The 20,799-nt window shown below is 37.9% G+C and carries 17 protein-coding genes and 1 riboswitch; of the genes, 6 read left to right on the forward strand and 11 right to left on the reverse strand.

Annotation, left to right across the window (positions count from 1 at the left end; translation table 11 throughout):
• Positions 1-22 precede the first annotated feature (22 nt).
• Complete coding sequence (locus HH214_RS19135) at positions 23-949, forward strand: ribonuclease Z (RefSeq protein ID WP_169610371.1); 927 nt, start codon at positions 23-25, stop codon at positions 947-949.
• Here HH214_RS19135 and HH214_RS19140 read toward each other — a convergent pair whose 3' ends face one another.
• From HH214_RS19140 to HH214_RS19150, 3 genes are all read right to left on the reverse strand, one after another.
• Positions 950-1,894 (reverse strand): MlaD family protein, encoded by a 945-nt coding sequence (locus HH214_RS19140; RefSeq protein ID WP_169610372.1) that lies wholly within the window; start codon positions 1,892-1,894, stop codon positions 950-952.
• 29 nt (positions 1,895-1,923) lie between these two features.
• Positions 1,924-2,766, reverse strand: coding sequence for an N-acetylmuramoyl-L-alanine amidase family protein (locus HH214_RS19145; protein ID WP_169610374.1), 843 nt, complete (start codon positions 2,764-2,766; stop codon positions 1,924-1,926).
• Positions 2,767-2,909: 143 nt separating this feature from the next.
• The gene (locus HH214_RS19150) at positions 2,910-3,815 is read right to left on the reverse strand and encodes an N-acetylmuramoyl-L-alanine amidase family protein (protein ID WP_169610376.1); all 906 of its coding nucleotides are present in this window, start codon (positions 3,813-3,815) and stop codon (positions 2,910-2,912) included.
• A gap of 52 nt (positions 3,816-3,867) precedes the next feature.
• On the opposite strand from HH214_RS19150, the gene HH214_RS19155 reads away from it, so the two are divergent.
• Genes HH214_RS19155 through HH214_RS19165 form a run of 3 tightly spaced genes read left to right on the forward strand, consistent with a single transcriptional unit; the run spans position 3,868 to position 9,306 of the window.
• Positions 3,868-6,588, forward strand: a complete 2,721-nt coding sequence (locus tag HH214_RS19155) for a putative LPS assembly protein LptD (protein WP_169610378.1) — start codon at positions 3,868-3,870, stop codon at positions 6,586-6,588.
• On the forward strand, positions 6,588-7,829 hold the full coding sequence (locus tag HH214_RS19160; protein WP_169610380.1) for a competence/damage-inducible protein A: 1,242 nt from the start codon (positions 6,588-6,590) through the stop codon (positions 7,827-7,829). Before HH214_RS19155 ends, HH214_RS19160 begins: the two co-directional genes overlap by 1 nt.
• A gap of 49 nt (positions 7,830-7,878) precedes the next feature.
• Positions 7,879-9,306, forward strand: a complete 1,428-nt coding sequence (locus HH214_RS19165; protein WP_169610382.1) for a dihydrolipoamide acetyltransferase family protein — start codon at positions 7,879-7,881, stop codon at positions 9,304-9,306.
• Between the two features lie 80 nt (positions 9,307-9,386).
• Here HH214_RS19165 and HH214_RS19170 read toward each other — a convergent pair whose 3' ends face one another.
• The 8 genes from HH214_RS19170 to HH214_RS22010 all read right to left on the reverse strand — a co-directional run bounded on the left by HH214_RS19170 (position 9,387) and on the right by HH214_RS22010 (position 17,642).
• Positions 9,387-10,187, reverse strand: a complete 801-nt coding sequence (locus HH214_RS19170; protein WP_169610384.1) for a polysaccharide deacetylase family protein — start codon at positions 10,185-10,187, stop codon at positions 9,387-9,389.
• Positions 10,168-11,124 (reverse strand): glycosyltransferase family 2 protein, encoded by a 957-nt coding sequence (locus HH214_RS19175; RefSeq protein WP_248282147.1) that lies wholly within the window; start codon positions 11,122-11,124, stop codon positions 10,168-10,170. The genes HH214_RS19170 and HH214_RS19175 overlap by 20 nt, the downstream gene beginning before the upstream one ends.
• Complete coding sequence (locus HH214_RS19180) at positions 11,121-12,287, reverse strand: glycosyltransferase family 87 protein (protein ID WP_169610386.1); 1,167 nt, start codon at positions 12,285-12,287, stop codon at positions 11,121-11,123. Before HH214_RS19180 ends, HH214_RS19175 begins: the two co-directional genes overlap by 4 nt.
• 169 nt (positions 12,288-12,456) lie before the next feature.
• Positions 12,457-13,671, reverse strand: coding sequence for a homoserine dehydrogenase (locus HH214_RS19185; RefSeq protein WP_169610388.1), 1,215 nt, complete (start codon positions 13,669-13,671; stop codon positions 12,457-12,459).
• Positions 13,668-14,726: a homoserine O-acetyltransferase family protein gene (locus tag HH214_RS19190; RefSeq protein WP_169610390.1), complete on the reverse strand. Its 1,059-nt coding sequence runs from the start codon at positions 14,724-14,726 to the stop codon at positions 13,668-13,670. Before HH214_RS19190 ends, HH214_RS19185 begins: the two co-directional genes overlap by 4 nt.
• Positions 14,727-14,815: 89 nt before the next feature.
• Positions 14,816-16,141, reverse strand: coding sequence for an O-acetylhomoserine aminocarboxypropyltransferase/cysteine synthase family protein (locus tag HH214_RS19195; protein ID WP_169610392.1), 1,326 nt, complete (start codon positions 16,139-16,141; stop codon positions 14,816-14,818).
• A gap of 246 nt (positions 16,142-16,387) precedes the next feature.
• Positions 16,388-16,506, reverse strand: a riboswitch (SAM riboswitch).
• Positions 16,507-16,843: 337 nt separating this feature from the next.
• Positions 16,844-17,212, reverse strand: coding sequence for a fatty acid desaturase (locus HH214_RS22005; RefSeq protein ID WP_211166264.1), 369 nt, complete (start codon positions 17,210-17,212; stop codon positions 16,844-16,846).
• Between the two features lie 244 nt (positions 17,213-17,456).
• Positions 17,457-17,642 carry a fatty acid desaturase family protein gene (locus HH214_RS22010; RefSeq protein ID WP_211166265.1) on the reverse strand — a complete coding sequence of 62 codons (186 nt, stop codon included), beginning with the start codon at positions 17,640-17,642 and terminating at the stop codon, positions 17,457-17,459.
• 495 nt (positions 17,643-18,137) lie between these two features.
• Between HH214_RS22010 and gatB the strand changes: the two genes are divergently transcribed.
• Together gatB and HH214_RS19210 are read left to right on the forward strand one after the other, a co-directional pair.
• Positions 18,138-19,607 (forward strand): Asp-tRNA(Asn)/Glu-tRNA(Gln) amidotransferase subunit GatB, encoded by a 1,470-nt coding sequence (gatB, locus tag HH214_RS19205; protein ID WP_169610394.1) that lies wholly within the window; start codon positions 18,138-18,140, stop codon positions 19,605-19,607.
• The gene (locus tag HH214_RS19210; RefSeq protein ID WP_169610396.1) at positions 19,608-20,726 is read left to right on the forward strand and encodes a TlpA disulfide reductase family protein; all 1,119 of its coding nucleotides are present in this window, start codon (positions 19,608-19,610) and stop codon (positions 20,724-20,726) included.
• Positions 20,727-20,799 lie beyond the last annotated feature (73 nt).

Below are 20,799 nucleotides of genomic sequence, written 5' to 3' on the forward strand. Positions count from 1 at the left end.
CGTTTTTGTATGTTTACCTAATATGAAGTTTGAGGTAACCATACTGGGTAGCAGTTCAGCAACACCTGTATATAACAGAAATCCGACGGCACAGGTGCTTAACATTAATGAGCGCCTGTACCTGATTGATTGCGGCGAAGGTACGCAATTACAGATGATACGTTTTGATGTAAAAGTTAGTCGTATCGATCACATCTTTATCAGCCATTTGCATGGCGATCACTATTTTGGCCTAGTAGGCTTACTATCTTCTTTGCATCTGAATGGCCGTACCAAACCCATAAAGATATTCGGACCGGCACCTTTAAAAGAAATTATTGATGTGCAGTTTAAACACTCAGAAACTAACCTGCATTATCCTATTGAGTTTTATCCCACTAATCCTGATGTATCTGAAGTAATTCTAGATAATCAGGATGTTGTAGTAGAAACCATTCCGCTCGACCATCGCATAGCTTGTACCGGCTTTTTATTTAAGCAAAAGAAACGTTTACGTAAACTAATCAAAGAAAAGGTATTAGCCTTGGATATTCCGCTTGAGAATTATGCATTGCTTAAGAAGGGAGCACCTTATACAGCGCCAGATGGAACAGTTTATAAGAACACAGATTTGACTGTTGATTCTGATCGCCCTAAATGTTACGCCTTTTGTTCAGATACCATCTATAATGAACAATATTTTGAGCAGATTAGTCATGTAGATATGCTATATCATGAAGCTACATTTTTACATAATCTGTTAGATAGAGCTAACAAGACTCACCATACCACAGCTTGGCAAGCTGCACAGGTGGCATCACAAACCCAAGCTAAGAGCTTGTTAATAGGGCACTTCTCGGCTCGTTATAAAAGTCTTAATGAATTGCTGGATGAAGCTCGTAATGTATTCCCAAATACGGAATTAGCACTTGAAGGCTATACTTATGAAGTAGGGATTGATTTTGTTTAATCAATCCCCTTTACGACCAAACACTGAAAAGCTTACGTAGCGTTTAGGATGTGCTTTCAAATCGATAAACAAGTTGTTCAAATTTGCTGAGGCTGCATTCAGGTTATTGTACATCTGATCATCATTCATCAGCAAACCTAATGAGCCTTTACCATTGTTTATTTTACTAACGGTAGCTTGTAAATCGTTCATTGCTTGATTAGCACTTGCTAAAGTTTGCTTTAAATTACCATTAGCAATGTCAGTACTGACACGTTCAAAATTTGCTGTAGCTGTGTTTAAACGTACTGTACTGGCACGTAAATTAGCTGTTAACGCTTCTGAGTTGGTTAAAATAGTACTTATGTGACCAGTTTGCGAACCCACCAAGCGATCTATTTTCTTAGTAGTTCCTTCTAATGTTTGTAAGGAGTTTGCAATGCTTAAAAAGCTACGATCTATATTACGTTGAAATTCGGGGTTCAATATTTTATTTACAGCGCTTAAAGTTGAGTCTACCTTATCAGCCAGCAGCTCAGCTTTACGTTGTACTGGTTGTAAGCTTTCTGCCAAGCTACCTTGTATATCAGCACGTAAAGTGTCTTGATCTTCAGCCATCTCTCGACTGTTGCCCATTTCAAATACAATAGCTTTACTGCCCAATAAGTCGGTACTTTCTAGGCGTGCTAATGTATTAGCGGGTACGGGGTACTTTTTATCAATTTTAAATTCAACAGTAGTGCTGCCACTAGGTTGCAAGGTCATGTTTGATACGTGACCAATCTGGAATCCGTTAACCAATACTGGTTTTGATAAGGTTAAGCCTTCTACATTTCGGTAAATGGCATAAAACTTATTGGCGCTGGAAAAAACATCGTTGCCTTTCAGGTAACTGTAGCCTAATATTAGTACGGTGATGGCAAATACAGTAAGTACGCCAATTTTAGTTTCGTTAGATATTTTCAAAATCAGTAGAGTTAGTTGAGTAATTTATTTTATTGATTCGTTTGATCAACTTCTTTTGCGTATTTCTTTATAGCCCTAACAATAGAATTCACAATTTCGTTTTGCCCAGATGCAGAATTTAAGTAATCTTCTTCTTCAGGGTTATTGATAAAGCCGGTTTCTACCAACACGGATGGCATGGCGCTATTAGCTAATACCTGAACACCTTGTTCTATTACACCTAAACTTGGCCTACTATCATGGTTTACGAATTCATTATTGATTAAGCCTGCTAAATGAATGCTTTGCTTTCTAAATTTATCCCGGTAGGCATTTAAAACTATTGCATCTGCTGGGTCAACAGAAAATTTTTGCCGGCTTGAATAGCGATCTTCTTGTTCAGCCATTTCGTTTTCACGTATAGCAGCCAACTGTTCTCTGGTGCGGTGAAATGCATATACCAATAGTAACACTCCTTTACCTGAATGATTACGAACTGAAACTGTTTTGCCATTTACTTTTTTTCTGGCATCAGGGAGTGAATTACAGTGCAAACATATATATAGGTCACCTTTACTTTCGTTAGCCATAACAGCACGGTACCCATTATTCACGTAAGCGTCAGTAGTTCGTGTCATGACAACCTTTATACCAGCCATTTCGCGGTTTATGGCTGCTTGTAATTTCAGAGCTAGAGCTAAGGTTACGTTTTTCTCTAACGAATAGGATCCCATGGCTCCGGCAGCCCGTCCGCCATGGCCAGCGTCAACTACAATGGTTTTTATGCGGAATTTGCCACCAGGTGAATCTTCAGTTTGAATATGTCCATGGCCGAAAGATAAGCTACTAAAACTAGTAATTACAAGCAACAAACGACAGAATAAGCTTGGCATAAATTTGTCTCTTATGAATCGAGAACGAATTGTCAGCAATTCGCTGGTAAAATAATATTGTAATTACCTTATACCTTACAGCTTCGTTTTTAGTTTGGTGATATGATAATTAGTTGTTCTACACAAAATAGTCTCCAAACAACTTACTGCGGCTGAGCTTTTTGTTCTAATTCACGTTTATATTGCTTTATAGCACGTACAATAGAGTTAACTACTTCCGTTTGCCCATTATCTGAATTCAGGTATTCTTCTTCTTCAGCATTATTAATAAAACCAGTTTCCACCAGTACTGCCGGCATACCACTGTTGGCCAATACGTGTAAACTTTGCTCTTTAACACCATTGCTATATCGGCCATCAGTATCTGTAAATTCTGAATTGATTAAATTAGCTAAATGAATGCTTTGCTTTCTGTATTTATCCCGAAAAGCATTCAGTACCATGGCTGATGTAGGATCGTCGTCATCAGCATAGTAATCTTTATAGTTTTTTTCTTGTAAAATGGAAGCATTTTCGCGTATAGCTTCTAGTTGTTCACCAGTGCGTTTAAATCCGTACACCAACACTAAAACCCCTTTACCTGAATGGTTATGCACCACTACCGTCTTGTAAACCGGTGTTTTTTTACCATGCCGCCCTTTGGTATAATCAACAATTTCACTGCTCCGACTATCAGCCAGTGAGTTGCAGTGAATAGAAATAAAGATATTTCCTTTGGCCTTGTTGGCAATTTCAGAGCGTTTGTGTAATTCTACAAACTCATCGGTGGTGCGAGTCATCACTACGTTTACATCTGGCAAATCTTTTTGTATGGCTTGTTGCAATTTAAATGCAATTGCCAACGTTACATTTTTTTCCATCGAGAAGGAGCCGTAAGCACCTGGATCGTGTCCGCCATGACCTGCATCAACCACAATAGTTTTAAGCTTAAAGCCAGTATTAGTTGAATCTAGCTGGTTCTGATAAGTTATACCAAAAGAATAGTTTGTAAAACAAATGAGCCCGAGTAATAAACCACAAATGGATGTTTTGAAAGCTTTAATTTTCATTATTTTTGAGCGCCGTTAACTTTATCTGCAAAAATACTATTCATATTTTATTTTGAAATTAGTCAGCTTTTTTTTTCTGTTAGGTACGATATTGATTTTAAATAGTATAGCTATAGCAGGTCGGCACAGCTATAGTAAGCCGGTTTTATTGGCAGATACCATTATAAAACTAGATACTGTTAAAGATAAGAAGATTTTAGCGCCTGCCAAGGCCCGTGAAAATGCGCGTACTAAAAAGGGAGGTGCAAAGTCAGCTTCTGCTACTAACGACACTACTAAAAAAAGCAAAAGTGGCCTTAAATCACAAGTAAATGCCAAAGGCGATGATTTATCATACTTTGACATTGAAAAGAATATTGGTTATTACTATGGCAATGCTCGTGTTACTTACGAAGATTTTGAGTTAGATGCCGATTTTATTAGGGTAGATAAAAACAAACATTTAATTTTTGCCAGTGGTTTGGTTAATCCTAAAACACACCGTTATCAAAACAAGCCCATAGCAAAAAGCAAAGGGCAAAATCCGGTAATTGCAGATTCACTTTATTATAATTACGAAACCAAAAAGATAAAAGCTTGGAATACCTCTGGTGAGCAGGAAGGGAATTATATTACCGGTGGTCAAACTAAAAAGTTAAACGAAACTGAAGTAGCTTACAATAATATATTATTTAGTACCTGCTCTTTACCTTACCCTGAAACGCATTTTGGTATAGTAATCACAAAAGGAATTGGCGAAAAGAACAAAATCATATCAGGACCGGCTTACTTGGAAATTGAAGGGGTACCCTTGCCAATTGCTATACCTTTCGGTTTCTTTCCGAAGCCCGACCATCGTACCTCGGGTGTAATATTGCCCAGTTTTGGTGAAGATTCCCGCTTAGGTTTTTACCTGCGGCAGTTTGGTTATTATGTTGGTATTAACGATAATCTGGATTTAACTACTACTGGTACATTATACTCACGCGGATCATTTGAGGCGGGTACTACAGCACGATACCTAAAAAGGTATGAGTATCAGGGTACTTTGACATTTAACTTTGGTGCACACAATTATGGTGTACAAGGAGATCCTTATCAAAAAGATTTTAGCGTTATATGGAATCACTCACAGGATGCCAATGCTCACCCTGGAAGCACGTTTTCAGCTTCTGTAAATGCAGCTACTTCAACATTTTATCAAAACAACGTAGCTACTACAAATTACAACGTACAAGCTATCACTCAAAATAATTTACGTTCAAGTATTGCTTACAGTAAAACCTGGGCCGGAACGCCGTTTAATTTTACGGCTAACTTGTCACATAGTCAGGATTTAACTGCTAAAACAGTGTCGCTGGAGTTACCTACCTTCAACTTCAACATGACTTCCATCAGCCCGTTTGATTCAAAAGATAGAGTTGGCGATCAGAAATGGTATCAGCGTATTACTGTGGCATATAGCTTGCAAGGTACCAACAAGATTAACAGCGAGCCGGAATCACAAATTTTTAAAGGCGATAATTTGTTAAAGAAATTACAAAGTGGTTTCCAACATCAAATACCTATTGGTTTAAACTTGAATGTATTAAAATATTTTCAATTTAATGCTAACAGTACCTATACCGAAAGGTGGTATTTTCAAAGCACCAGACAGTACTATGAGCGTGGTAGCATTTCTGGAAATGCTACACCTTTGGTTGATACAGTACAAGGATTTACTCGAGCAGGTGATTACAATGTGAGTGCAGGTTTGTCCACTAAAATTTATAGTGAGGCTAGTTTTAAGGGAACTCTTAAAAAATTACGTTTAGTATCAACACCATCATTAAGTTTGAGCTATCGCCCAGATTTTGGCGATCCTAAATATGGCTATTACCGTACAATAGTCAGTGGTGCAGTTTTGCCTTATCAAGTTGTTTCCAGCCGTTATTCTATTTACCAATATTCTGTATATGGCGGACCTAGTCAGGGTAAATCCGCTTCCTTAAACCTGAATGTGGATAACACATTGGAAGGTAAGCTGAAAGCCAGAAGTACAGATACATCAGGAGCAGACCGTAAGATATCTATATTACAAGGGCTTAGTTTTGCAACCTCTTATAATTTTGCAGCCGATTCTTTTAGACTATCACCCATTTCATTCAACGCACATACTACTGTACTGAACCAAAAAGTTAGCTTAAGCTTAAATGGGGTGCTAGATCCATATGCTTCACAAATAAAAGATTCAATAAGTAATAACCAAATACAACGTTTTTACCGTCGTATTGATCGTTACACTTTCCAAGATGGCAAGTTCCCAACATTAAACACGTTGAACTTTTCGATGAATTTCAGTTTGAATTCATCAAAAAACAAGCGAACCAATTCGCCTCCATCCAATACTTTACAAAGTTTGAACCGACAACAAGCTGATGAATTAGCCTTAATCAATAGTGATCCTGAAGCTTATGTAGATTTCAACGTGCCTTACAATGTAAACGTTAACTATAACTTCACTTACAATAATGGAGGGCTTACAAAAACCATCTCTAACACAATAAATGCCAGTGGTGATGTGAACGTAACTCCCAAATGGAAGGTGCAATATACTACGGGTTTTGACGTAAAAGCAGCCAAAATTACTACAACATCGTTTTCAATTTACCGCGATCTGCATTGCTGGGATTTGTCTTTCCGGTGGCTACCTTTTGGTTATTATAAATCGTTCAGCGTTGACTTAAGGGTAAAGGCTAGTATTTTGCAGGATTTGAAACTATCTAAGCGAAAAGATTATTATAACAATCAATAATGCTGGCAGAAATTATAACCATAGGTGACGAAATATTAATAGGGCAGATTGTAGATACTAACTCAGCCTGGATAGCTCAGCAACTGAATAGTGCTGGTATTCGAGTTAAACAGATTTCATCTGTATCTGACGATCGGCAACACATACTAACAGCTTTAAAGGAAGCACAAGAGCGCGTAGATGTAATACTGATAACTGGTGGATTAGGTCCTACAAAAGATGATATTACGAAAAAAACTTTAGCTGAATACTTTCAGGTGGGCATGATTGAAAATGCCGAAGCGCTGGAAAATGTAAAGCGCATTTTTGCTAAGTATAACCGCCCCTTACTGGAAGTAAATCGGCAGCAGGCCCTTGTACCCGAAAATTGTGAAGTAATCAATAATCATAATGGTACAGCGCCGGGTATGTGGTTTGAGCACCAGGGTAAAGTGTATGTTTCAATGCCTGGTGTACCTTTTGAGATGATGTATATGGTAGAAGATCAAGTTCTACCTAAACTGAAAGCTACTTTTAAGTTACCGTTTATAATTCATAAAACTATACTTACAGTTGGTGAGGGAGAATCATTTTTAGCTGAACGTATAGCTGATATAGAAGATAGTTTGCCACCACATATTAAACTGGCTTATTTACCAAAGCTAGGCCAAGTTCGGTTACGTTTGAGTGGATATGGTGAAAACCAGGATAATTTAGCTACGGAAGTAGAACATTATGCCGAACAAATTATATCAAGTTTGGGTACAGTAGTTGTAGCACAAGAAGATATTGCACTGGAAAAGGCTTTGTTAGATAAATTAGAAAGTTCAAGTAAAACCCTATCGGTTGCTGAAAGCTGTACAGGCGGTTATATTTCGCATTTGTTTACACAACATCCTGGTTCATCTAAAGCGTTTTTAGGTGGGGCTGTTTCCTATTCCAATGAACTAAAAGAAAGCATTCTGGGGGTGAAAAACGAAACTCTTTGGCAGCATGGCGCTGTGAGTGAAAAAACCGCTACCGAGATGGTACAGGGAGCATTGCAAAATTTCAAATCAGATTATGCCATTGCTGTAACAGGTATTGCCGGCCCAGGTGGGGGTACAGATGAAAAGCCTGTAGGTACCGTTTGGATTGCTGTAGCTAGTGCTGCTGAAACTGTTGTTCGTAGGTTTACTTTCGGCAACAAGCGTAAACAAAATATCGAGCGTACAGCCATTACTGCATTAGGAATGTTGAATACTTTGCTGGGCAACCTATAAAACCTAAGCATAAATAGTTAATTTTGCCCTATTACTTGTATACATTACTATGGCAAAATACCAGCTGTTGCTGCCTAAAATGGGAGAAAGTGTTGCGGAAGCAACGGTAATTAACTGGCTTAAGCAACCCGGTGATTACATTGAGGCTGATGATGCCGTTGTTGAAATTGCTACCGATAAGGTAGATTCTGAAGTGCCATCTCCTGTAGCTGGCCGCTTAGTAGAGCAATTATGCCAAAAAGATGTAGTAGTACAGGTAGGTGATGTAATCGCTATCATTGAGACCGACGAGCCTGAAAGTAGTGGCCTATCATCATTAGAAGAACCAGAAGCTACAGAGCAACCTGATACATCAACACAAGCGGCCGCACCCCAACCGGAAGCAGTTACAACCAATATTCCTGGTATGGAACAGCTTTCTCAAAAAATGGCTGCACCTTCAACACAACCATTAAATACACAAGTACGCTTTTACTCACCGTTGGTCAGAAATATAGCGCAGCAGGAGGGAATTAGTCCTGCTGAATTAGACACAATACCTGGTACTGGCGCAGAAGGTCGATTAACTAAAGACGACTTATTGTCTTATCTACAAAATAGGGGTAGCATCGAAATATCTGTTGCTCAGCAACAATCTGCTCCAAGCCAACCACAAGCTGAAAACAGAGTAGTTCATCATAAAGTAACTATTCAGGCTCCGCCTATACCTGAAAAGCCTGTATCCTCGTCCATACCTGAGCAATCAGCTAAAGCGGCATCTTTATCAGCAGGTGATGAGATTATCGAAATGGATCGTATGCGTCGGTTAATTTCCGAGCACATGACTATGAGTGTGCAGACTTCGGCTCATGTTACTTCTTTTGTGGAGGCTGATGTAACTAATCTGGTATTGTGGCGTGAAAAAAACAAAAAGCGCTTAGAGCAGCGTGAAGGTGAAAAAATTACATTCACACCCATGTTTGTAGAAGCTGTTGTTAAGGCTATACATGATATGCCAATGATTAATGTATCAGTAAACGGTACACAAATTATCAAGAAAAAGAACGTGAACATTGGCATGGCTGCTGCTTTGCCAAACGGAAACCTTATTGTACCCGTTATTCGTAATGCTGATCAGTTAAATATAATTGGATTGATAAAATCTGTGAATGACTTAGCTAATCGTGCCCGAAATAATAAACTACAACCTGATGAAACACGTGATGGTACTTTTACCATCACCAACATTGGTACGTTCGGTAATATAATGGGTACACCAATTATCAACCAGCCACAAGTAGCTATATTAGCATTAGGTGCTATTAAAAAGAAACCGGCTGTACTAGAAACACCAACTGGCGACGTGATAGCTATTCGCCACATGATGTATCTGTCTATGTCGTACGATCATCGTGTTATTGATGGCTTTTTGGGAGGATCTTTCCTGAAGCGGGTAGCTGATTATCTAGAAACTTGGGATATCAACAGAGAAATATAATTTAGATTCAGTAATAGAGTAGAGGTTTTACAAAGGGAAATGATTGAACATCATTTCCCTTTGCATCATAAAGACGTTTATTATAAACAACCTTCGCCTTTAAGCAGGTTAACTTTTTCAGCAAAGTCTCCTGTACATGAGAAACTGTAACCTTTGGTTTTTGCCCAAGCAATAAATTCTGTCAATCTTGTTATGAAGGGTTCACCACTGTTTTTTACCACATAACTTGGAAAACCAAAACGTTCAGGTTGGTTCAGGTCGGTAAACTCCCATGGGTGAAAATATAAACTTAGATAACCATCTTTGCGGTGAGTAACGCTACTGAGCCATTTTAACAAACCCATTGGTAAGTTATGGAAGCTTAACCAAAACAACGGGAAGCGTACAACTGGCGAAACCGATGATGGTAATTGCAGCATATTATGGTGATAAAACCACCGGCGAGGTTTACTAAAGTTATTGTATCTTCCAGGTAACCAGGTTGGATTTATAGATGAATTGTATATATAACCTGCTCTAGCAATCTCTTGTTCATCTACAGGCATCATCCGGGCCATGCGATAGCCTTTAATAATTTGACCAGAAATTTCTTCCAATTTCAATTTGGACTGCAACAGGTGCTCGGGCTTAAAATCAGAATGATAATAGCCATGCGAAGCTAGTTCATGACCTTCTTTTACAATTTGCATAACTATTTCAGGCTGATGTTGTGCATAATTGGCTGTGCAATAAAAAGTAGCTTTTATACCAGCGTTGCGTAAAATATTTAATATGCTTAAAGTGCCTGCTGTAGATATAGACAATTGATCGCTGAATTGAATAGCTTTGCCATATTCAAATGGCATGTCAAACTCCTCAATATCAAAGCTTAACAAAATCATGATTTACCCTTTGTAAGTTGGTGGAACGTATAATATAATTAGGCCGTTGTTTAGATTGCATGAAAAGTTTACCCAGGTACATACCAATAATGCCAAGTACCATAAGCTGTACTCCACCAAAAAATACGATGGTAGCAATTAATGAAGCCCAGCCAGATACTGCATGCCCAGTAAAGTAACTGATTAAAATGTATGGTATGTATAACACAGCTACCATCGAGAAAAATAAGCCAATACCTGTAGCCATGTAAAGTGGCCGTACACTAAAAGCAGTTATGCCTTGTACGGCAAATTTTACCATTTTTTTCAGGTTGTATTTACTTTTTCCTGAAAAACGTGCATCACACTGATAGTGAATAGCATATTGTTTAAAACCCAACCATTTGATTAAACCACGTATAAACAAGCCATTTTCATTTAACGTAGTTAATACATTAGCTACTTTACGGTCTATTAGCCTAAAATCGGCAGTGCCTTTTTCCAGCTTAGTGTCCGATAAAGAGTTAATCATCTTGTAAAATAAATCAGATGTTTTGGTTTTAAAGATAGTAGCCTCATCCTGGTACTCGCGGCAGGTGTAAACCACATCATAGCCTTCTTCCCACTTCTCTAGAAACTGAGCAATCATTTCGGGTGGGTGTTGCATATCACTATCCATGCTGATTATACAATCGCCGTTGGCGTAGTCATAACCCGCTTTCAATGCATTTTGATGGCCGAAATTACGTGATAATTCCAGATAATATAAATGACGGCTGATATCGCTTATGTTTTTCAACTTTTCCAGCGTATTGTCTGAACTGCCATCGTCCACAAAAATTACCTCATGCTCATAGGGTAACTTCTCTAGCGCTGTAATTAATCTTAAGGCCAATACTTCAATGTTTCCTTCTTCATTAAAGGAAGGAATTACTACAGAAACTTTTTTTCTCATCATACAACAGAGTAGGATGGGGGGTGAGTAAATTTACGGGTTAAACTTTCGTATACTATTTTAAGCCATATTATAAAACAAGGCAATGCCTTCAAAGCGTAAGGCTTTATATAATTTTTATTAATAAACCGTGGGAATAGGTCAGATGGTGACATGCTGGTAATAATCAACGCAAAAACCAATAAAGCAATTTCCCAATTACTTACTGGTTTATCCAGGTTCATAAACCAAATAGCTACTCCGACAAAGGCAATGATGTAAGTAGGAGATTCTGAACTGGTGCTGAAAATTACCGTAAAAATTAAGGTAGATGTTAAAATTAGTAACTGATAACTGGTTTGATTGAAACTAGATATTCTGAGATAAGATAAAGCAAATACTAGTATGCCAGGTAACAAAACTACCATATTAGATAGTTGCGGATAATGGAACAAACGGCGTATCATTCCCATCACACTAATATCTTGCATGGTTGATGTTGCATTCAGTGCATTTTTCTCTACCAGGCTATTGTACCAATCATAGTAGGATTGTATAACAAACGCTGGCGAAGAAAATAACATAGGTAATGCAAATAGAAGCAGCCCCCACACAACGAGCCACATAATCAACTTTAACTTATTCTGTGAAAAAAAGAAAAAGGCTAACCCAACAATACCATAAAGTTTAATGTAGGTGCCAATTACTATGGCCAGTGCAGCCCATATATCTTGTTTTCTGCGGATAAAAACAAAGCTTAATACAATTAACGCAGCCATTGTTGGGTTAAACTGCACATTGAACGACGCCGTCATCAACTCATGTGTACAGATCAGCAAAATAGCGGTACGTTGCTGAATGGTAACCGGTAACATGAGAATAGCTTGGTATAAAGCCCAGGCATTAAATACTACCCAAAGCAGAGTGCCTACAACATCCGGAAATAAAGTAAATGGTGCTATAAATAAAGCAAATAGCGGCCCATAATGGTTACTATCTAGAAAGTTTTGAGGCTGAGGAGCGTATAAGTTTTTATGTAAAATCAGATTAATAAATGTGTACTTATAAATCTGATAATTGTTGATGTGATGATGTAAAATTTGCTTCAAAGCAGCCAAAAAGCTCAAGCTAAACCATAAGATGGTTATAAAAATGCGGTTAGTAAAAAGCTTCAGAAACTTTGACATTAATTGGGGGTGTGTCAACTACTTGTTACAAATATAGCAGGATTATTGAAAACCGACTATAGATAAATCTGCCATACAGTTAAAAGCTGTTAAAAACGAAAAGCTTTCTAAATATTGAAAGCTTTTCGTTTTAATCAGATAACATCACCAATACACATCTGATTTTCACTTATTCTGCCGTGGCTAAACTAACCCCCGTTAGCTGGTCGGCAAAGGCTATGAAAGCCTTATTATCCAATATACGTTGCTGATGAGTAATCAGATTTTGCAAATTGATTTTTCCGGTAATAAATTTGTAATCACCCGAATAAAAACGCTCATAAATATGCTCAAAGTTCAATAATTCTACTAACTGTTCATCGTGGTAACGCAAGTAAATATTTAGCGTAACATTATTAGTAAAATTCAAGCTTTTTTTTTGCAGAGCTTTTTTGTATTCATATTGGTAGCCATAGCGCAACGCGGCTATATCTGAAAGTACGGCTGAACCGGTAGGGTGGCCGCCAGCGCCTTTACCAAAAAAGAACTGCTGATCGGCAAATGCAGCTTGTACAGTTACACCATTGTATTCATACTCCACATTGTATAAAAATTCACTTTCGGTAACAAATTTCGGTAATACAAATAAGGTAACATTTTCAGCATCAAGTTCTTTAGCAACTGGTACCAATTTGATTTTCAATTTCTTTTCGCGCGCATGTTGTAAATCATGAGTTGACACATTTTGTATACCTATATTTAATATTTCTTCAGGTTTTACAACAATCCCGTAAGCATGTGCTGCAGCTATAACCAGTTTGTATTTGGCATCGAATCCTCCTACATCTAACGTTGGGTCGGTTTCTGCAAAGCCTAAATCCTGAGCCTGTTTCAGAGCTGTATCATAATCCAAACTTTCGAGATAAACTTTAGAAAGAATGTAATTGGATGAACCATTGAATATACCGCTTACCGAATGTAGAAGTTCATTGTCATAATATTCTTCCAGGTTACGGATGATGGGAATACTGCCGCATACTGAACCTTCATACAATAAAGAAGTGCCATGCTGTTGTTGCAAGTCAATCAGCTGATCTAGGTAAGTAGCCACCATTTTCTTACTGGCTGATACTACGTTTTTACCAGAAGCTAAGGCAGTAGACACAATATCGAAAGCTGCTTCGGTATCGTTTATAAGTTCCACTACCGTATTTATTTCCGGATTGTTCAGGATTTCATTCTTATCGGTAGTAAAGATATCCGATGGTAAACTGCGGAGCTTGCCAGGATGTTTAATGGCTATCTTTTTAATTTCTAAGTTCAGGTTTTTGGTGCGGATAATGTCGTACAAGCCTTGGCCAACAACGCCGAAGCCAAATAACCCAATGTTTAATTTAGTACTCATGTAGTAGTAGTTTGCAGAGAGAAGGCTTTGCCTTTCTCTTGAGAAGTGAGAAAAGAGAAGATAATTTTAGTTAATATGCCAGTTTCAATTAAAAATCCATCATGGCCATACAAAGAATCAAACTCGGCGTAAGCTGAGTTAGCAATATGCTGATGTAAAAATTGCTGTTCAATTGGAGGGAATAAAATATCCGAAGTAATACCAATAACCAGCGTTTGCGATTTTACTAACGCTAAAGCCTTTTCTAAGCCGCTACGGTTGCGGCCTGCATGGTGTGAATCCATTGCTTTGGTAAGGTACCAGTAGCTATAAGCGTTAAAGCGGTTTACCAACTTTTCGCCTTGGTAGCTTTGGTAAGATGAAGCCCGATAATTATCCATAATCTCATCATCGTTTTCTGCTTGCGTTTTGTTATAAGCAGCATAGCCACGATATGATAGTAGCGCCATGCTACGCGCAGCTTTCAAACCATTACAGCCACCTTCTGGAGTGTTCTGGTAAAAGGTAGGATCAGCACTGATAGCTAAGCGTTGCGATTCATTGAAAGCTATGCCCCATGGCGAGTGCTGTGCATTGGTAGCAATTAATATTAATTTCTTAATGCGTTCAGGCTGCATAATGCTCCATTCCAGTGCTTGTTGCCCTCCTAATGAGCCACCAATTAGCAAACCAATATTTTCAATACCTAAATATTCTGCTAATAAATAGTGAGCATTAACTATATCACGAATAGTATATTGCGGAAAGTCTAAATAATAAGGTTGTGATGTATTAGGGTTAATACTTAGTGGATTGCTGGTTCCGTATGGAGAACCAAGTACATTGGCGCATACAATAAAATAATGTTCTGGATCAATCAAGTACCCTTTACCTACAAAGCCGTTCCACCAATCGGCAACATCCGAATTGGCTGTTAATGCGTGGCAAATCCATACCACATTGCTTTTTTGTTCGTTTAAGCGGCCATACGTATGATAGCCAATTTCAAGGCCATTCAGGGCTTTACCCAATTCCAGTTCGAAAGTTGCTGTATGCCTGAAAACTTGTGTATCCATATAAATATACAAAGCCTCTCTTGTTTACCAAGAGAGACTTTTAGCTATTAATCTATTAAAAAAACTAAAAAATGTTTCAAAACAATAAACTATGCTAATTCAGGTTCCTGCTGTTTAATTTTGGCAAAAGCCTGTTCAAAATCAGCTCTAATATCATCAATATGCTCAATGCCCACAGCTATGCGTAACAGTGCTGGTGTTACACCTGCTGTTAATTGCTCGGCCTCTGATAATTGCTGGTGTGTGGTAGCCGAAGGCTGAATAATTAATGTTTTAGCATCACCTACATTAGCTAGGTGGCTTACTAAATTTAAACTATCAATAAACTGTGCTGCAATATTTTTGCCGCCTTTTAGTTCAACAGACAATACAGCGCCGAAACCATTTTTTAAATACTTTTTAGCTAAAGTATGATAAGGTGATGAAACCAATCCCGGATAGTTTACCTTAGCTACCTGCGGGTGCTGTTCTAGCCAGCTAGCCAACTCTAATGCATTATCTACATGCCGCTGTACCCGTAATGACAAAGTTTCTAGACCCTGTATAAGTAAAAAGGAGTTAAAGGGAGATTGAGATGGTCCAAAATCGCGTAAGCCTTCTACACGTGCACGAATAATGTATTGTATATTACCAAACGAACCACCTATACCAAATATATCATTAAATATGAGACCATGATAGCCTTCAGATGGTTCAGTAAACTGCGGATACTTACCATTGCTCCAGTTGTAATTACCACCATCTATAATAACGCCACCAATAGTGGTGCCATGTCCGCCAATCCACTTCGTAGCTGATTCAACTACTACATGTGCGCCATGCTCCAGTGGGCGAAACAAATAACCACCAGCCCCAAAAGTATTATCAACTACTATTGGCAAATCATATTTACGAGCTAAAGCTGCAATTTTTTCAAAATCGGGTATGTTAAAGCCAGGATTGCCTATAGTTTCCAGATAAATGGCTTTGGTCTTTTTATTTATAAGCGGTTCAAAGCTCTCCGCCTGATCGTCTGCTGCAAAGCGGACTTCAACACCTAAACGTTTAAAAGCCACTTTAAACTGGTTGTAAGTACCACCGTATAGAAATGGCGATGTAATAAAATTATCACCTACCTGTAATATATTGTTTAAAGCGATAAACTGCGCTGCCTGACCTGATGAGGTAGCCAAAGCAGCTACACCACCTTCTAATGCAGCAATGCGCTTTTCAAATACATCAGTAGTAGGGTTCATCAGACGCGTATAAATATTGCCAAATTCTTTTAGCGCAAACAAGTTGGCGCCATGTTCAGCATTGTTAAATACGTATGATGTGGTTTGATATAAGGGTACAGCACGTGAGCCAGTTGTTTGATCAACTTCCTGACCGGCGTGTAACTGTAATGTTTCAAATTTTAAAGATGATGCAGGCATGAGTATTGAATTTAAAAGTTGTTAAAACCTAGTGTGATGGTACAGGTGTTAAAGTAGGATAGAATTTACCTATAGTTTTAGCACGTTGTGTTTTGCGACTGAAATAAACGTGTTAGAGTGTGCTTAGCAACAGCAACAACACATGCACTTACAGCTAATAGAAGAGTTATAGGTTAACAAGTAAGCACCCGTAGATGAGGTAGAGTAATGCTGAGTAAAATTAAATTCGTGTTTCATGGCTTTACACATTTATATTCCCCGATGGTAAATTGTTAATCGGGACAGGATTTGGCACCTTCTCCTGATACATTGGAGGGTTGCCAGCGGGTCTGTGAGCCTGATCTCTCGCCGCTTCTTTATAAATCAAAACCTTTAAAGAGGTATTTGAAATAGGTATCGCTTTCGCTACTGCAAATGTAAATAGTTATGTTTTACATTTGCAAATATTATTTTATTTAAATGGTAATACATTGATATGCAACAACATTTGCTTAAATATGTAGATGGTTGTGTTATGTGCTGCGTTAAGTTGTAATGGATTTAATAGCAAAGATGTACCACTGCAAAGCTTAAGACTTAATAACAGTAATGGAGTATTCTTGTGGCAAATGCAGGTGAAATTTCAATAACGATTTTACAATTCGCCATGAACAAATAAACTTTCATGACTTCCGCTTTCTTTCAACAACATAAAGTGTGACTTTACTGCTTTTGATAATGGATAACTGCGATAAGGCAAATTATACTTTTGCGCATATACGTATTTATTGGTGTAATTGCCGGATAGTAGGTATGGGCTACCGTTGGAAACAAGTGGTGAGCTACATGGTGGTTAAATTCACCAAACAGAAAATTGACTACTTTACTGTTGGGGCTAAAATCTTTAGTCTCACTAATCTGATACATAGCCCAGGTCATATTAACGCTAACATCTTCCGGTGGCAACGGAAATTCAGCATATTCATCAGCATGTGTAGATAATAAGGCAGTCACGCCAAATGCACTAGCTGTAACATGCATAGTTAAAAAGGCAACCAGTACAGTGTACCAGTGCTGATTCAATACCAGCATTGGAATAAAAGCACTAAGGCTAAATTAAACAGTTTGGCTGCAAAAAGCTTTACGTACTCAATTTTAGGAATCTTGGTGATTGGTATCAGGTAGTTGTCTTTTGTACCAAAAAAATCTTTAAAGTCGCGTACAAAAAGCCAGTTTAAAGTATAAAATAAGTACAAGAATCACATGTACCAATGTTGGTAACTGTGAAAATTAAAAGGAGGGCTTTCTGAAAAAATACGCACAATATCACTTTGCTTTACATCAATGTCCCAATGTTGCATATTGGGATAAGGTGATGCAGTAACAGGTAACGTTTTTTCCAGATGTAACTATTACTACCAAATAATTCCAGCGTATAAGTGTACCAATCATTATGCTTATGATTTCTGAAATCAGCACCATGTGCTGCATCATGAAATCCGTTCAGAAAAACCATAATCATAGTTAACCCGGTTAGTACATAAAGGCTGTACAATAAGGGTGTGTAGTCGCCGAAAAATAATATACAACCATATAAGGTGAAGTATAGCAATACTATAACTAGCGATTTGAAAAATAATAATGTTCTGTATCTGTACTAGTCAATTGTTCAGTACGCGTTGCTGTACTTGTAAATTAAGGGCCTTTAAAAAAAGTCATCAGGACCTGCTTTTTTAAATATGGACTTAATTAAAGTATCCGTATTTATGAGTAAACAAATAAAATATAGGCCAGCTTATGTACTGGTAACTCTAATATGCTTTTTCGTGTAATTGTACGTTTAAACACGTATATACACGTTTAGTTTAGCTGTTTTTCATTACCCAACCACCGCAAACTTTTACCCTGGTCAGCCATGTGTATCTAAATTCAAAGTTAATTCCGTTTTATTAAATAACGGCATAATAGCTTTATATTTGACCATCTGTTACCACAAACAGAGCCTTTATATAGTATAATGACAAATCATTTATCACCTGTATATGAGCAATATGAACTTGTTGTAGGCTTAGAGGTACATGCCCAGCTATCTACTTTAAGCAAAGCTTTTTCTTCAGATTCTGCTGCTTTCGGAGCAGGCCCAAACGAGTACGTAAGTGCCGTATCACTAGGGCATCCTGGTACTTTGCCGTTCTTGAACAAAAGAGCAGTAGAATATGCAGTAAAAATGGGATTAGCCTGTAATTGTCATGTTAATTTGTACAACAACTTTGCCCGTAAAAATTATTTTTATGCAGATTTACCTAAAGGCTATCAAATTAGCCAGGATCAACTACCGATTTGTAGCGGAGGGTATGTTAACGTTAAATTAAGTAGTGGAGAAAGCAGAGACATTGCTATTCACCATATACACATGGAAGAGGATGCAGGCAAGAGCATGCACGATCAGCATCATGCTCATTCGTTGATTGATTTGAACCGTGCAGGCGTACCTTTACTGGAAATAGTTTCTGAACCTGATTTACATAGTGCCGAAGAAGCGGGCTTGTATCTGATTGAGATGCGTCGTTTGCTACGCTATCTCAATATTTGTGATGGCAACATGGAAGAAGGCAGCATGCGTTGCGATGCCAATATTTCGGTGCGGCTAAAAGGACAAACTACTTTGGGAAACCGATGTGAGGTGAAAAATTTAAACTCAATACGTAATGTACAACGTGCTATTGAACATGAGTTTGTACGCCAAGTGAATGTAATTGAAGCAGGTGGGCATATTGAGCAAAATACATTGAACTTCAATGCGGATACAGGTGAAACATCAGTATTACGTACGAAGGAGATGGCCAACGACTACCGATATTTTCCAGAGCCTGATTTGCAGCCTTTACAATTAACAGCTGAATATGTAGATCACATACAAAAGGGTATGCCTGCTTTGCCTCATCAGCTACAACAAAAGTATATAACTGAATTAGGTTTATCAGCTTATGATGCTGCATTGATAACTGCTGAGCATGAAATAGCAGGGTATTTTGAAAAGCTAATTACTTACACTCACAATTATAAATCTGCTGCTAACTGGTTGATGGGGCCTGTAAAATCGCACCTGAACGAGCAAGGCAAAACCATTGAACAAGCTGCTCCTGAACCTGAACTATTAGCAGGTTTAATCAAATTGGTGGATGATGGCAAAGTAAACCATACCATTGCAGCGCAAAAAATATTTCCGGTTTTAACTCAACATATAGGTAAAACTGCTGAAGAAATTGCAGCCGAACTAAACTTGCTGATACAAGAAAATGCAGGCGAGTTAAATCAATTTATTCAGGATGCTTTAGCTAAATTCCCAGATAAAGTGGTAGAATATAATAAAGGTAAAAAGGGCGTTTTGGGCTTATTCATGGGCGAAATCATGAAACGTTCAAAGGGTAAAATTGATCCTAAAAAAACTAATGACTTATTAATACAAGCACTACAAGCTAAATAAATGAAAAACTCAGTTGTAAAATATAGTTCCCTGCTTTTCCTGTCGGCTTTGGTAGCCTGTAAAGATAAATCTGCTTTTACATTATCGGGCACCATTAGTCATCCTGATAAGGTGAAAAAGGTATATTTGTTACAAGCGGATAGTACACAGATTAGTGTAGTAGATTCTACCTCGTTAAGTGAAGATGGTCAATTCAAATTTCAGCATCAAGCCCCTTATGCAAACTTGTTTAAATTACGTGCTGGCGGAGTAACGTTCGATTTGATTGCTAAAAATGGCGATGATGTCACTTTTAAAACAGACCTGCAAGATCAAAAGCATGAATATGTAATTACAGGTTCAGATGAATCTGATAAGATAAAGCAATTCAATGCCTTAAGTAATGTTTATATTGATAAGAATGCTAAGCTAGCCGAAGAGTATGAAGCTAAAGCTCAGCAAAATGGTAATAAGGATTCATTAATTAATTACTATCAGCCCATCTTCAAAAAGAACATGAACGATTATGGAACTGCGGTATGGAAGTTTGTTAATGATAATAAAAATTCATTAGCGGGTTTTTATGCTGCCTTATCACTAGATCAAAATCAATACGAATCGCAATTAGTACAATACGCTGATGACATCAAAGGAGAGTTTAAAGACAATCTTTCAGTACAGAAATTTAAGCAGCAAATGGCAGCTGTTAAACCTGTATCGGTTGGTCAGAAAGCTCCCGAATTTACTGTTGGCGGAGTAGATGGCAAGCCTGTCAAGTTATCAGACTACAAAGGCAAATACGTAATGATTGATTTTTGGGCCTCTTGGTGCATGCCTTGTCGTCAGGAAAACCCGAATGTAGTTAAGCTCTACAATCAATACAAAGACAAAGGATTAAATATTTTAGGTATATCGTTAGATGAAAAGAAAGCAAACTGGCAGCAGGCTATTACTGCTGATAAGTTAACTTGGCAGCATGCATCAGACTTGAAAAACTTTGAAGGTCCAACTGAACGGTTGTATCATATTGAAGCTATACCATCTAACTTTATTATCGATCCGCAAGGAAAAATTATTGCTAAAAACGTTACAGGTGCTGATTTAGAATCCTTTTTAAAGAAAACTTTTCCTAAATCTTAATCCAATATTAAGCTTTAACAATTTATTAACACACGCTTAACTATTATCTTTTGTAACCGTATTACTTTTATCC

This window comes from Mucilaginibacter robiniae (assembly GCF_012849215.1).
GTDB lineage: Bacteria > Bacteroidota > Bacteroidia > Sphingobacteriales > Sphingobacteriaceae > Mucilaginibacter > Mucilaginibacter robiniae.

Bases quoted from the DNA above. Each gene is read 5' to 3' on its own strand.
- HH214_RS19175 (WP_248282147.1), bottom strand. From the start codon at position 11,124: ATGATGAGAAAAAAAGTTTCTGTAGTAATTCCTTCCTTTAATGAAGAA.
- HH214_RS19210 (WP_169610396.1), top strand. From the start codon at position 19,608: ATGAAAAACTCAGTTGTAAAATATAGTTCCCTGCTTTTCCTGTCGGCT.
- gatB (WP_169610394.1), top strand. From the start codon at position 18,138: ATGACAAATCATTTATCACCTGTATATGAGCAATATGAACTTGTTGTA.
- HH214_RS19185 (WP_169610388.1), bottom strand. From the start codon at position 13,671: ATGAGTACTAAATTAAACATTGGGTTATTTGGCTTCGGCGTTGTTGGC.
- HH214_RS22010 (WP_211166265.1), bottom strand. From the start codon at position 17,642: ATGATTATGGTTTTTCTGAACGGATTTCATGATGCAGCACATGGTGCT.
- HH214_RS22005 (WP_211166264.1), bottom strand. From the start codon at position 17,212: ATGCTGGTATTGAATCAGCACTGGTACACTGTACTGGTTGCCTTTTTA.
- HH214_RS19135 (WP_169610371.1), top strand. From the start codon at position 23: ATGAAGTTTGAGGTAACCATACTGGGTAGCAGTTCAGCAACACCTGTA.
- HH214_RS19195 (WP_169610392.1), bottom strand. From the start codon at position 16,141: ATGCCTGCATCATCTTTAAAATTTGAAACATTACAGTTACACGCCGGT.
- HH214_RS19145 (WP_169610374.1), bottom strand. From the start codon at position 2,766: ATGCCAAGCTTATTCTGTCGTTTGTTGCTTGTAATTACTAGTTTTAGT.
- HH214_RS19180 (WP_169610386.1), bottom strand. From the start codon at position 12,287: ATGTCAAAGTTTCTGAAGCTTTTTACTAACCGCATTTTTATAACCATC.
- HH214_RS19170 (WP_169610384.1), bottom strand. From the start codon at position 10,187: ATGATTTTGTTAAGCTTTGATATTGAGGAGTTTGACATGCCATTTGAA.
- HH214_RS19160 (WP_169610380.1), top strand. From the start codon at position 6,588: ATGCTGGCAGAAATTATAACCATAGGTGACGAAATATTAATAGGGCAG.
- HH214_RS19190 (WP_169610390.1), bottom strand. From the start codon at position 14,726: ATGGATACACAAGTTTTCAGGCATACAGCAACTTTCGAACTGGAATTG.
- HH214_RS19165 (WP_169610382.1), top strand. From the start codon at position 7,879: ATGGCAAAATACCAGCTGTTGCTGCCTAAAATGGGAGAAAGTGTTGCG.
- HH214_RS19150 (WP_169610376.1), bottom strand. From the start codon at position 3,815: ATGAAAATTAAAGCTTTCAAAACATCCATTTGTGGTTTATTACTCGGG.